This window comes from Candidatus Liberibacter solanacearum CLso-ZC1 (assembly GCF_000183665.1).
GTDB classification, from domain to species: Bacteria; Pseudomonadota; Alphaproteobacteria; order Rhizobiales; family Rhizobiaceae; genus Liberibacter; species Liberibacter solanacearum.
The window spans coordinates 183,409-196,448 of record NC_014774.1 but is presented as its reverse complement, the minus strand read 5'-3'; the positions used below and the strand labels follow the sequence as shown (position 1 = coordinate 196,448).

Below are 13,040 nucleotides of genomic sequence, written 5' to 3'. Positions count from 1 at the left end.
TCTAGACAAAATAACTAAAATACACTATGATTACAACCGGAGTTCTAGCGAACGATATTGGGAGTCGGTGAACACTATAGGCTACACCTCGGGAGGACAGCCAATGATTACTAGTAGCCACTGCCGCAAGAAACTCGCTAAAACTTTCGTCACGGCTTAACGCACGCTAAACGATATTTTGGACAGATGAACGCTATATGGCTACACCTCGGGAGGGAGTCGATGATTAGCTTCATTCTATCGCAACAAGAAACTTAGCGTCCCTCTAGCCGATACTATTTAGGTTAGAAATCGTTTTTTTTAAATTTTAAAAGGCGATGACACCTTTTTACGTCTAATTAAAATTAAAAAGATCCTTAAATAGGGGCTTTTTTGGCGTTTAGGGGCTTAAAAGGCGGAGTGGTAACCGCTGGTAACCGCTGGTAACCACATCGTAAAATAGATCTGGTTACCAAAAAAACTATGTATAATCAATCACTTAATTACGATATAACCGCTGGTAACCGTGGTAACCTCTTCTTTAACAGTTCTCTACTACATATATGAGACACTACACACGCATTCACGCAAGATATTTTTTTCCTCACGTGAAAAGGTTGTAAATATGTGGTTACCAGCGGTTACCACCTAAAATACTCTCTTAAGTAGTTGTTTTTACTGTATTTTATTGGTAACCACATAGTAAAATAGATGTGGTTACCAGCGGTTACCAGCGGTTACCACCTGAAAAAAACTACCGCTTCTGCCCTCCGAGTGGCTGATGATCGGCATCCACTAGTTTTTTATTAGCTTCCACTGCTTCCACCACTTCTACTACTTCCATAGCTCCACTGCTTAAGGAGTCTTCTTAAGCCCCTAAATCTTTCGATTCTCGCACACCCGTATTTTTTCCTCTTCGATAGCTCCAATAGCTCCAATAGCTCCAGTAGCTCCAATAGCTCCAGTAGCTCCAGTAGCTCCTATAGCTCCAATAGCTCCAATAGCTCCAGTAGCTCCAGTAGCTCCAGTAGCTCCTAAAACTCTTTCAACTTTTATAGCTAAAAAAGCTTCATTAAAAGCTTGCTATCTATTTGTTTTTAGGTTATTATCTACTTATGCCGAGACCATTTACCACGTATACATTGGAAAGAACTAATAAGATTTTAGCATCGATTGCTTCTGGTATGACTTTAGCGAAGTCATGCAAGCTCCATGGCGTTTTAGTTATGACCTTTTTCGCCTGGCTTGAACGAGACTTTGACGACTTAAAGAAGCGATATGAGCAAGCCAAGATAAGCCATATGGAGCATTTAAGTGATAAGATAGCGGATACTATTGAAGCCCCTTTAAGTGAAGAAGAGAAGAAATATCCAGTATCGTTTAAGAGGCGAGAGCTTCAGATGAAACGCCTGCAATGGGAGCTTGAGAAGCGATATAGGAATGTCTACGGCAACCATATGACGGTTGAGCAGAAGCATACGATAGATTTGAAGCCCGTGTTAGCTAAGATTGAAGAGCGAAGAAAACATCAACAAGCTAACAAGGCTATGAGAGTCATAGAAGCCACAGAAAAGCCACTAGAATGCCGTAAGTTAAGTAAAGATGAACAATCTACTATGAAGCTAAAGAAATGAGACTGAGGGTGCTTTAAGAGTCTTTTAGAGCTAGTGGAGTTTAAGGAGCTAGTGGAGTTTTTTTTGTTTTGAAGGAGGGGGTGCCCCCCAAGAGGAGTTTTGAAAGTATATAGAGCCTATGCTTCGACAATTTTTATAAAATTTTGAAAGTTTTGAAGTTTTTACGTTCAATCTCTGCCGAAGATAACAGATATTAGAGATTGTTTTATTGACCCGAGAACTTCCAACAAAAATAGAACATGAACAAGAGCTTATGGAGCTGATGTTTTCTGACGACATCAAGCTTAGTTTTACCAACTTTGTACTTCGGTTATTTCCTTGGAGCGAAGCGAACACCTCGCTTGCAAACTTTTCTAGACCCCGTAGATGGCAATTAGATTTTATGGAAGCGGTAGACACTGACTGTCTTTTCAATGTTGATAATCCCGACCCTAAGATATTTAAGGGTGCGGTATCAGCTGGTAGAGGGATTGGCAAAACAACTTTAAACGCTTGGATGATGTTATGGTTAATATCGACCCGACCTGGCATGTCAATACTTTGTCTTGCCAATTCGGAAACTCAGCTGAAGAGTACGTTATGGGCGGAGGTAAGTAAGTGGTTGTCGATGTTACCGAACAAGCATTGGTTTGAGATGCAGTCGTTATCTTTGCATCCTGCTGTGTGGTATGCGGAAGCATTAGAAAAGAATTTTGGGATTGACTCAAAGCATTACACGATTACCTGTAGGACTTATTCGGAGGAACGCCCTGATACTTTTGTAGGGCATCATAACACTTACGGAATGGCTATTTTTAACGATGAAGCTTCAGGTACCCCTGATGTTATAAACACTTCTATTCTTGGATTTTTTACTGAGAATAACGCCAATCGTTTTTGGGTTATGACGTCTAATCCTCGGCGGTTAAAGGGTTGGTTTTACGATATATTTAACGTTCCCTTAGAAGACTGGCAGAGATTCCAGATAGATACACGAACAGTAGAGGGGATAGATCCGAGTTTTCATGAGGGGATAATAAGCCGTTATGGGCTAGATTCTGATGTTACACGGGTTGAGGTATTAGGACAATTTCCACAACAGGACATCAACAGTTTTATACCTTTTTATCGGATTGAAGAAGCCCTTAATAGAGAGCCGATTAAAGACCCCTACGCTCCTTTAATTATGGGTTGTGATATAGCAGGAGAGGGTGGCGACAACACGGTTGTTGTGTTGCGTCGTGGCACTAATATTGAGCATATTTTTGATTGGTCGGGATTGGCTGTCAACGCTTCCAGTCGCAAGATAGAGGAACTGATTAACAAATACAAGCCTGATGCGGTTGTGGTAGATGCCAACGGTATTGGGGTACAAACGTATTATTATTTAGCAGATGAGGGCTATAGCGTTCATGCAGAGAAAGGTCAGAACAGAGCGGATGACCATGAATCTTATAGGAACAGACGCACGGAACTGCATGTTAAAATGGCAGAATGGCTAGAGTTAGCAAGTATTCCCAATCATAGCGGATTAATTCAGAACTTAAAATCTTTAGAGTCTTTCATAGAGCCGAACACGGGCAAGTTAGCCTTAGAATCCAAGAGGGTTAAAGGTGCGGTGAGTACCGATTATTCGGATGCTTTGGCTTACACATTTGCGGTTAGTCCTGCACGAAGTGATATGAACTTTGGTCGGTGCCGATCATATCAATATGAAGCCGATGAGTTACTTGTTGATCGGAGGTTTAGCTATGCCTAGAGAACAACAAAAGAACCCGTGGTCAAAGGGTTTATCGAACATTTTTCAAGGGGCTACTTCGGGGGCTATGGTAGGTGGTCCTTGGGGGGCTTTAGCGGGCGGTTTATTAGGTGGTGCTACGTCGGTCATTGATTATCTATTTTCTGGTTCGGATAAAGAGGAAGATAATAAGCAAGATAATAAGCAAGATGTTTTGGATAAACCTGCTTACATGCTCACGGATGAGGAGAGGGAGAGGGAAGAGGAAAAAGAATCTTCGTGGATGAATCCTCATTCTTACTTGAGACACCGCCCGCCCGCATCAATGCTTTTAGCGGGTGGATATAGCCGATGAATAATTCTATTAAAAAGATCAAGACTTGTTTTGAGCATTTAAAAAGTCAAAGAGAAGAGTTAAATACTCGGATGGAGGAGTTAACATCTCTTCTTTATCCTTATAAGCAAGAACCAAAATCTCGTATGTGGGATACGACAGGATCTGAGGCCTGTATTAAACTCTCTTCCTTGCTTTCTTCTCTTATTACTCCACCTGGTCAAAAGTGGCATGGGTTATCTGAGCCTTTTTTTAGGCATCAAGCCTTTCTTTATGAGGAGGATGCTGGGGCGAAAAAAATTAGAGGATGGTGCGATCAAGTAACGGATGTGCTTTTTGGTTTTAGGGAACGTTCGCGTTCTGGATTTGTAAGTTGTCTGCAGTCTTTTTACACTAGTATTGTTGAGTTTGGGACTGGGTGTTTTTACATTGAAGCGGATGTTGATGAAACGGGATTAGAAGAGGGGATACGTTATATTGCCGTTCCCCTTGCCGATGTTTATTTGAGTGTTAATCATCAAAACGAAGTAGATAGTATTTACCGAACATTTGAATTTACGGCTGAGCAGATTGGTGGCAAATGGGGGTATAAAGTTTTATCTGATAAGATGAAGTCATCTTATGAGAAGAAAGAACCTGACAAGTTTAAGATCATTCATGCGGTCTATCCTAAAAGTCTTGCTGAGAAGAAGAAAGATAAAGGAAACAAGAACTTTCATTCTAAATTTGTATGCATTGATGAGAACGTATTTTTTGAAGAGAAGCAGATTACTACTCTTCCCTATATTATTGGACGCTACCGAGTAAGGGCTGATGAGATATACGGTAAATCCCCTGCGATGGAAGCACTCCCTGCGATTAGGCGTTTAAACGAGATATCGAACGAATTAGCCCAATACGCCCGTCTTTCTTTACATCCAGCGTATCTTGCTCCCCCAGAGGCTAAACAGTTAGAATTCAAAAATAAGTCTCGCTATATGAACATAGGTGCGATGAGCAAAGACGGCAAAGCCCTTTTTCAACCTCTTCAAGTTGGCAATCCTCTTCCCTTTTATGAGGAGCTTAAAAGAATACAAGGATCTATTCATAGTCTCTTTCTGCTGGATTTGTTTCAAGTGTTGGATGACAAGGCATCTCGTTCAGCTGCGGAATCTATGGAGAAGACGAGAGAGAAAGGTGCGTTTGTAGGACCTTTGATAGGAGGTCTTCAATCAGAATTTATCGGAGCGATGATTAAGCGGGAGTTGGATATTCTTGATGCACAACACAATCTTCCAGAGCTAACGGATTATGATCATTCGCCTTTCCACCTTTTAAAGGTTGAGTATACATCGCCCTTATTCAAATACCAACAAGCCGAGAGTGTTGCGAGTGTTCTTCAAGGGACGAATACCGTTTTAGAATTGGGGGCTAAAACGGGTAATCCAGAACCTATGGATCATATTGATATTGATAAGGTTTCCCGATTTGCCCTTTGGGCGAGTGGTTCACCAGCACATCTTATCCGTGATGTGGATGAAGTGAAGCAGAGACGTAAAGACAGAGACGATCAAATGGAAGCGATGCAAAATCGACAAGATGCACAACAACAAGAGCAAATGGGGATGGAAGCAGGGGCGAAAGCCGTGAGTAAAGCTATAGAGAAGAAGATGACGAATGACCTGATGGAGAATAGCTATGATTGATTTTAATTGAGCGTAACGGTCAAAAAACTTAAAGGTCTTTTGAAATCCCCAGGTAGATACAAGCGATTGTACATCTGCGTCTGCTATCTTCTCTTGACGAAAATAACGGGCTATGTCTTTCTCTCTTCGACTGTAATCAACACCATATTCGGACTTCAATGCCGTCTTGTCTTCCGCTAAAGCCTTGTCCAATCGCTCTATCGAACGCTTCTCGTTCTCTTGCCCATGAGCAACAAGGCGATCTATAACTTTCTGTGCCGTCTTTGCATCAATCCCAGCCTCCTTAAAAGCCTCACTGTGGGCTTTAACCTCCTCTTGCGGAATGTACTCAGGACAGTTTAGGGTATAGTCTTCACTATTGAGTTGTGATGCTTCAGCCTCTTCGGTTGATGAAGAACTTGAGAAAGGGTTACTGCTCTGAGACGTAGACTGCTGTACCGCTTCTTCCTTTGGCAATGGTGGTGTTTCCGGATGTTCACCTTTAGTTTCTATTGGGGTTGAAACAGGTGTTTCTTTTACATCTGTCATTATTTATTCCTTTTCTATTGAGTACATTTGCACTATTTGTTCAAAATTAAGACCTAAACTTGATGCGATACGAACCGCCATAGCCCGTTTGCCCTCACAGTGAGCAAGCTTTAGGGCATCATCAATCTCAGGATAGGATAAAAGACCTCCTTCAACCATCAAATCTATCAAAACCTCTTTCCCAGCTTCTGTGGCAAAAACGCTTTTGTACAATCGAAGCCTTTTCTCGTCTTCTTCCAATCGTTCAGCTAAAACAACAGGATCAACAGTGTAACCTCGACCTAAAGCTGTATTTTTAATCTTCTCGGCAATATCCATGAACAAAGAGACTTCGGTAGGGGATACATTTGCTCGATCTGAGGGGTCTCGAGGATCACAAGAAGATTATGACAAGCTGTTTAATAACCCCGAATTTATAGAGAAGCGTAAAGCGGGCGATACTTCCGCCAATAATAAGATAAAACAATGGGCAAACCAGCAAGCCTTATTAGATCAATAACACCATAGAAAAGGATAACAATTATGGCTACAAAACAGCAATTAGCAACGGCTAATATATTAGAGTTCAAAAAGCATGTTGAACTTGCTTTGCAACAGGAAACATCAAAATTGAGACCTACGGTAACGGAGAAATCTACTGAGGGTGAGAAATCAGCTTATGTAGAAATATTTAAGCCCTCCGAAGCCCATAAGATTATCGGTGATATGTCGGACACCATATACAATAACACCGATCAATCCAGAAGATGGATTAGCCACGAACAGTTTGGATGGGCGGAACGCATTGATCCGTTTGCGACTTTGGATTCAGGGCTTAATCCGCTTTTACCCTACGCTAAATTAGCAACAGCTGCGATGCACCGTAAACAAGACGAAGTTATCCTTGAGGGTATGCTAGGAGTTAATCAGTGTGGTAAGGATGCGAAGAGCTTAGAGCCTTTTTCTGCGGATAATATAATATCTGCGGTTGATGGTGATGACTTTTTTCAAACCTTTATAGGACAACTTATTACGGCTAAATCTATTTTTATGGAACGGCATATTGATGTTGATTCTGAGCAAATATACGTTTTAGTACCGAGTGATGTATGGGCGTCGTTATTTGCGTTAGAGAAAGCAACAAGTAAGGATTATATCAATACGGCAGCTTTACAGGCGGGTAGGATTGAAGCTTTTGCAGGGGTTCGGTTTATCAACATGGAGAAAGTACCAGGCAATAACTTATTTCCATCAGGGACACAATTTCCAGGTTTGACGGACTCGAAAATCAAAAATGTAGCAGGACAAGTTGGTGTTACATCCTCTGCTAAATTTGCTAATGACAAGATCAAGTATGTTTTACCTATTTATTGCAAATCGGCGGTTGCTTTTACGCAAAGGAAAGCGGTTGAGGTAAAACATTCTGAAGATCCTAGTAAATGGCATGCACCTCAAATTACATTAACCGCATCCTTTGGTGCGGCTCGGGTAGAACCAGAGAAGATTTTAGGTATTGAGATCTCACACGCCTCTCTCAAGGGGGTACCGAAGTTAGTTGGTAAAAAGGCGGCTTAACCTAGATGACTGAGTGTGAGATCTGTAATTGGGCGTTGTTGAAGTTAGGGCAACGCCCGATAGCGAAGCTGGATGAGGGAAGTATAAAAGCTAAATATTGCAAGTTTTTACTCTCCCCTATTCACCGTAGTTTACTGCGTTCATTTGCGTGGGGTTTTGCGACGAAGTCTTCTTTTTTGTCTTCTTTAGTCTCTGAAGATCAAGGGAGGGTTCGTTATCCTCTCCCTAAGAAATGTCTTAAAGTTTTAAAGATAGACAGGGATGGGATATTAGATGGGGATTGTATTGTTGTCCACGATAATAAGTCTATCCCGCTTTCTATTAAGTATATTGAGGAGGTTTCGTTAGCAGATTGTGATCCTCTCTATCAAGAGACACTTTCCTTAAAGTTGGCGAGTGAGTTATGCCCGACTTTAGTAGCGGATGAGCAATTAAGGGCGTATTTAAAAGCCGAGAGTGATAGAGTTTTAAAAACAGCTATTGAAATGGACGGTATAGAACTATCTGAGGATAGGGAGTATTAACATGCCTAAAGGTGCCTATACCAAGCGATCATTTGCAGGCGGTGAAGTTTCCCCTCAGATTATTCAGTCTCGTAGTGATCTTGAACTACATTCTCAAGGTTTATCGCAATGTTTTAATATGATTCCTTTATCGGATGGATCATTGGTACGCAGACCTCCGTTGCATCGCTATGAACATATTGATCTTCCACCGAAAGCAAGTCGGATACTTTCCTTTGCTTTAGGTGGTGATGAGGCTGTACTGTTCATCTTTGGCGAGAAGAAGATGGTGTATGTGGAGGTTACTGGAATAAAACCACCACAGTTTATTCGTTTTTATGGTACGCCTTATAGTTTCCGTGAGGCTGAACAGCTTGATGTTGCCCGCATGGGTACTCTTATAGTTTTAGTTCATCCTAAGCATTCACCATATAAGATAGAGTTTACGGAAGCAGGGGTTATTTTTGAGAAGATGGTGTTTGCTCCCCCGCCATGGTTAGGACGGCGTGAAGTTGGCGGGAAAAAGCATGATGCGAAACTGAGAGTAACCCTCTCTGCTACTCGCAAAGGGAAGATTACCGTTACTTCCACATTGCCCATCTTTAAGCCAAAAGATGTTGGACGGATGCTTTGTCTTGGGTGGCTTCCAAAGGATTGGACAGCAAACACCTTATATCCTGAGAACGCCTTTATGCAGATGTACGGGAAAGTTTATCGGTGCATTACTGAGGGAATCTCAGGTAAGGAGTTTGAAGATAATAGAAGAGACACTTATATCCGAGATGGTGGTGTTACATGGAAAGTCATAGCCTCTTCGCAAGCATTAAGCGTTGATAAAGACGGCAAAAGCACACTTGGCACGGGCGGACAATACAGGACACCTTATTATGTTTGGGGAGAGATAGTCAACTGTACAGGAGCAAAGACAGTTGAAGTCATGCTTCACGAGGGTTTTTGCGTTACAGACAGTAACAGTACTTTGTATTGGAATATGAGTGCTTGGGGAGAACGTGAAGGTTATCCGTCTCATGTATCTTTTTATAACAATAGGCTGTGTTTTTCTGGGTCAAAGTTTGATCCTCAAGCTGTTTATTTCTCTGGTTATAATACATTTACTGATTTTAGTCCTGACACAATTGAGGGCAATGTTGATTATCGCAAGTCGTTATCTGTTGCAATAACGGATGATACGATGTCTGCCATTCGTTGGTTTAGACCGATGGAAAAGGGTCTTGTTATTGGGACTGACACCTCACTATGGATTGTTATTCTTGATTTTGAGAGAGGTTTTAATCTGGTTTCAAGACGATTAGCAGGGATTGGTGTTTATGAAGCTCCGCCTTTGAGTATTGGCGATGAACTAATTTTTGTTCAAGGGGCGGGTAGGAGGATTCAGATTATAGGCGGTGCGAGTGAGCAAGGTTTTCAATTTTTAGAGCTGACCCAAAACGTCGATCATCTGCTGGATTATCGCATACGCCAACTTGCCTATCAGGAAGATCCGTATTCTCTTTTGTGGGTGTTGAATAACAAGGGTGAACTATTGAGCTGTAGTTTGCATGCCAACTCCAAAGAGAAAGGCTCGTGGCACACGCATAAGAGTGGCGGGGGATGGGTCAAGATTATGTCTTTAAGTTCTTGTCTTTGTTTGGATCAAGGGGAAACTACGATTTGGTTTTTGGTGAGCAGAACGAATGAAGACGGTGTTAGTTCGATAGGATTAGAGAGGCTTAGAGCTTTTAATCCGCTTGCTTTACACGGTGATGGTTTGGTTGAAAGGAGGAACTAATGGGTTGGTTTAAAAAGGCTCTTAAATGGACGGTAGCGGTAGCAGGTTCTGTTGTTACTGGAGTTGCGCTCGCAACTGGAGTCGGGGCTCCTGTAGCGGCTGCTGTGGCAACATGGACGGTAACGATGACCACAATATTGGATGCAGATATTGCGGAGGAAGACGACCGAGCAAAAAGAGCGGAAGAATTAAAAGAGTCAACGGAAAATGCCAATGCTTCAAAGGATTTGAATAACATTCTGGATCAGGCAAGAGCTGACACGCAAAAGTCTCAGGCGATACGAGATAAAGAAGAGATAACCGCTGAAGATCTAAAAGACGCTTTAGAGCATCTTTCACAGGCATATATTAAGGTTGCAGGGATTGGGTTGTCGGTTAATTCGCAGAAGAACGATCCTGAGATAATCAAGGGTATCAAGGATGTAATTGACAGAGTATCGCAAGAGCGTATTGCGTGGAGGGCAAAACTTCACGATGACTATAAAGTCGACATGGCTACTACACACGTCGACCTTGCCGAGAAGAAGAAAACGTTAAATTCGCTTTACGATAAAGTAGTAGGATATGGGGAAGAGGCACAAGCCCTTAGAACTGATCTTAAAACTGTGATTGACTTTCTTGATAGCAAGGTTGCACCCGAGCATCAAGAGTTTGTGGATGAACGACGTAAGGAGGTTGAAGCTCTTAAGAGTCTTAAAAGAGAACATGAGGAAGCTTTTAACAAGGCAAAAGAATCGGTTAAGAACAATGCTGTTTCTGGGGTTGAGGATGCAGAAAGGGCGTTAGAGAAAAGGGCAGAGTTTGATTCCAAATTTAAAGAGTTACTTGACGTATTAAGAAGCAAACAAGCGGATCTTCCGCATGTTCTAACTCTAGATATTCAGGCATCTATTGTTGATTTTTACGGTGTGTTTCGTGATCCTGAACTTCTGCATAATGAGGTCTTTGCTACCGCTTATAAACAACAAGCCGAAAGAAATGAACAGGTGGTGTTTGCTACACCTTTAGATGCGAATGCTAAAGCAACGTGGCATTTAAAACGTAGTAAAGACTTATATGAAATATATAAATCTCATATAAAGAACAAAGAATATGCCCTTGCTCGGAAGTTGCGGTTTCAAGTTGAAGCTCATCAGAGGGAAGCGACGAGAATTGCGGAACAACTCCCTGCTAAATTTAGTGTATGGAAGAGTGGTAAGGTTAAGGATTGGGTATCGGAGTTTAAACGACTTTTTAAAAAGTATTCAAATCTTAAAAACTTAGAGGATTGGGGAAAATCTCTTAAAGATCAAATCAACGCTCACGGAGATGAAATCCATAAAGCGATGCATCTTGCCGATTTAGGGGAAGATGATTTTTACAGGATGGGTTTAAAAGCCACTGTGCCTTATTTTGTTGTCAACAAGCAAATATCAGATGGTATTAGTACTTTAATAGAAGAAACAGAGAGTAAGATACCAACACTTGATGCGAGGGAGAGAGCCAAAGCTGAAGAAGCAAGATTAAAAGCTGAAGAAGCAAGATTAAAAGCTGAAGAGACAAGATTAAAAGCTGAAGACGCAAGAGTAGCTGAAGAAGCAAGATTAAAAGAAGAAGCAAGAGTAGCCGAAGAAGCAAGATTAAAAGCTGAAGAGCTCAACCCCCAAGAACCCGCTTTGCAAGCACCACTACAAGATGGCACAGAGGGTCAAGCATCAGAAACAGAACAACAAGCTAAGGAAGAAACAGAAACTAACGTTAGCGAAGATGTTTATCACAATTCGTATCCGACTTCTTCTACGCCTATGGGCGAGTTATCAGCACAAGCCGAGAAGACTCCTGTTCTTGTTGAAGAGACTAATTTTACTCCTCTGACGCCCGCACAAAAAGCGGAGAAGAAAGCAGAGAAGAAATCGGAGAAGGAAGCAGAAGAAGAAAGAAAGGGAATAATCAATGCACAATATAGAAGAGATGTAAAAGCGAATATCGCAAGACAGGAGGCACGGAGCAAGAGAGACCGAGAACGTTGGTCTAAGCTATCTAAGGAAGAGATATCGAAGAAATTCAATCTCATTTATGAGCTATTCTCTACTAAAGCTGTTTCTACTCCTGAGCTGCTTTTTGATGGTGATTTAACTGTTCTTGATAATCTCACAATGGATGAGGTAGTGGATCAGGAAAAGTGGAAAGAGATAACGGATGCGTGGGAAGGGATGGAATTATCCCCTAAAGATAAGTGGGAATCGCTATCCTTCATTTTAAGTGGCAAGCGGTTTTTGCCTATGATTCGGGATACGGTCGCATTTATTCCTTTCTGAGGGCGTGGGAGGAATTAAAGTTATCCCGTGAGCAATTGGAAGAGGCATTTTGGGAAGAACAGAAGCTTTCTTTAAATGAAGTAGATTCCGAGTTGGAAGTGTATAGGGGTCATAGATACGCTTTGTATGCATCTGAAGAACAGTCCGCTATACAAAGGATAGAAGAAGATCAAGCCCGAGCGAAAGAAACGTCCTTACTAAACGATATAACTTCTTTGAAAGCTACTATAGCTGGATTAAAGAAGAAGTCGGACGGATCAGGGGATCAAGAAGAGGTAATAGGAGCTAGAGAAGAAGAACTCAAGGCTAAAGAAAAGGAGTTAGGATCTAAAATCAAGAAAGCTCTTGATGATAGGAAATCTGAAGTTGATGACACTGATATTCTTTCTGAAGATTTGCTCAAGCGTTTTGAGAAACTCCATGAGGTTAAACACGTCCCTGAGAAATATAGTAAACCACGTATTGAGGCAGACCCTACAAAAGTTCTAAAGCCGATAACTCCTCCTGTCCCTAGCCCGCAGGAAAAGGTTATCCCAGAAGTCATTGATCAACATTACAAGCAAGAACCAGTGGAACGGGAGGATTATTTAACCTCTGATGATGATGACGCTGATGTTCGTGTTTATGCAACTTCCAGAAAAGACGGCAAGTTAGTTCAGAGGCTATTGAAGCAAGGTGAGAAGCCTTTAGCCCATGAGGGAACGTCGTACGGTTATGATTGTATTGTTCGACTTCCTCCCATTGATACTGGGGATGCGTTCAACAACTTTAGTGGGAAGAAAGTTCGTATATTCAAGGGATCAATCAAAGTCATCAATACGAGTGATATTGAGGTTGGGGTTTATGGGGAAGAGATGCATCCTATAGAGGAGTTGAGAGGTTCTCCGAAAACGGGAGAGTTTACATTCCCGATATACAGTGATGCACAGCATCTTCCTGAGTTAGTTATCAAGCATAAAGGCGAGAGTTCTCATTTTCATCTTACCTCCGTTACGACGCATTTCACCGTGGAGGATTAGA

11 protein-coding genes are annotated in these 13,040 nt (G+C 41.8%); 10 read left to right on the top strand and 1 reads right to left on the bottom strand.

All coding sequences use genetic code 11. The features are described from left to right. The first annotated feature begins 1,094 nt into the window (after positions 1–1,094). From CKC_RS00935 to CKC_RS00920, 4 genes are all read left to right on the top strand, one after another. Positions 1,095–1,613, top strand: coding sequence for a terminase small subunit-like protein (locus CKC_RS00935; RefSeq protein ID WP_013461598.1), 519 nt, complete (start codon positions 1,095–1,097; stop codon positions 1,611–1,613). Positions 1,614–1,821: 208 nt separating this feature from the next. Beyond that, positions 1,822–3,351 (top strand): terminase large subunit domain-containing protein, encoded by a 1,530-nt coding sequence (locus tag CKC_RS00930; protein WP_013461597.1) that lies wholly within the window; start codon positions 1,822–1,824, stop codon positions 3,349–3,351. Next, positions 3,344–3,685, top strand: a complete 342-nt coding sequence (locus CKC_RS00925) for a hypothetical protein (protein WP_013461596.1) — start codon at positions 3,344–3,346, stop codon at positions 3,683–3,685. The genes CKC_RS00930 and CKC_RS00925 overlap by 8 nt, the downstream gene beginning before the upstream one ends. Continuing rightward, positions 3,682–5,349, top strand: coding sequence for a portal protein (locus tag CKC_RS00920; RefSeq protein ID WP_013461595.1), 1,668 nt, complete (start codon positions 3,682–3,684; stop codon positions 5,347–5,349). Before CKC_RS00925 ends, CKC_RS00920 begins: the two co-directional genes overlap by 4 nt. 531 nt (positions 5,350–5,880) lie before the next feature. Here the strand turns inward: CKC_RS00920 and CKC_RS00910 are convergent. Further along, positions 5,881–6,195 carry a Bbp19 family protein gene (locus CKC_RS00910; RefSeq protein ID WP_013461594.1) on the bottom strand — a complete coding sequence of 105 codons (315 nt, stop codon included), beginning with the start codon at positions 6,193–6,195 and terminating at the stop codon, positions 5,881–5,883. On the opposite strand from CKC_RS00910, the gene CKC_RS00905 reads away from it, so the two are divergent. The 6 genes from CKC_RS00905 to CKC_RS00880 are packed head-to-tail and all read left to right on the top strand — an operon-like array spanning position 6,194 to position 13,039. Further along, on the top strand, positions 6,194–6,376 hold the full coding sequence (locus tag CKC_RS00905; RefSeq protein WP_013461593.1) for a hypothetical protein: 183 nt from the start codon (positions 6,194–6,196) through the stop codon (positions 6,374–6,376). The genes CKC_RS00910 and CKC_RS00905 overlap by 2 nt on opposite strands. 23 nt (positions 6,377–6,399) lie before the next feature. After that, on the top strand, positions 6,400–7,431 hold the full coding sequence (locus CKC_RS00900) for a phage capsid protein (protein ID WP_013461592.1): 1,032 nt from the start codon (positions 6,400–6,402) through the stop codon (positions 7,429–7,431). A gap of 5 nt (positions 7,432–7,436) precedes the next feature. Continuing rightward, positions 7,437–7,955: a hypothetical protein gene (locus CKC_RS00895; protein WP_013461591.1), complete on the top strand. Its 519-nt coding sequence runs from the start codon at positions 7,437–7,439 to the stop codon at positions 7,953–7,955. 1 nt (position 7,956) lies between these two features. Next, entirely contained in the window at positions 7,957–9,723 is a 1,767-nt protein-coding gene (locus tag CKC_RS00890) for a hypothetical protein (protein ID WP_013461590.1), read from the top strand. Then, positions 9,723–12,020 (top strand): hypothetical protein, encoded by a 2,298-nt coding sequence (locus tag CKC_RS00885; RefSeq protein WP_013461589.1) that lies wholly within the window; start codon positions 9,723–9,725, stop codon positions 12,018–12,020. Before CKC_RS00890 ends, CKC_RS00885 begins: the two co-directional genes overlap by 1 nt. Further along, positions 11,939–13,039: a hypothetical protein gene (locus CKC_RS00880; protein WP_143827758.1), complete on the top strand. Its 1,101-nt coding sequence runs from the start codon at positions 11,939–11,941 to the stop codon at positions 13,037–13,039. Before CKC_RS00885 ends, CKC_RS00880 begins: the two co-directional genes overlap by 82 nt. The last annotated feature ends 1 nt before the right edge of the window (position 13,040 follow it).

Bases quoted from the DNA above. Each gene is read 5' to 3' on its own strand.
- CKC_RS00895 (WP_013461591.1), top strand. From the start codon at position 7,437: ATGACTGAGTGTGAGATCTGTAATTGGGCGTTGTTGAAGTTAGGGCAA.
- CKC_RS00885 (WP_013461589.1), top strand. From the start codon at position 9,723: ATGGGTTGGTTTAAAAAGGCTCTTAAATGGACGGTAGCGGTAGCAGGT.
- CKC_RS00925 (WP_013461596.1), top strand. From the start codon at position 3,344: ATGCCTAGAGAACAACAAAAGAACCCGTGGTCAAAGGGTTTATCGAAC.
- CKC_RS00905 (WP_013461593.1), top strand. From the start codon at position 6,194: ATGAACAAAGAGACTTCGGTAGGGGATACATTTGCTCGATCTGAGGGG.
- CKC_RS00890 (WP_013461590.1), top strand. From the start codon at position 7,957: ATGCCTAAAGGTGCCTATACCAAGCGATCATTTGCAGGCGGTGAAGTT.
- CKC_RS00935 (WP_013461598.1), top strand. From the start codon at position 1,095: ATGCCGAGACCATTTACCACGTATACATTGGAAAGAACTAATAAGATT.
- CKC_RS00910 (WP_013461594.1), bottom strand. From the start codon at position 6,195: ATGGATATTGCCGAGAAGATTAAAAATACAGCTTTAGGTCGAGGTTAC.
- CKC_RS00920 (WP_013461595.1), top strand. From the start codon at position 3,682: ATGAATAATTCTATTAAAAAGATCAAGACTTGTTTTGAGCATTTAAAA.
- CKC_RS00900 (WP_013461592.1), top strand. From the start codon at position 6,400: ATGGCTACAAAACAGCAATTAGCAACGGCTAATATATTAGAGTTCAAA.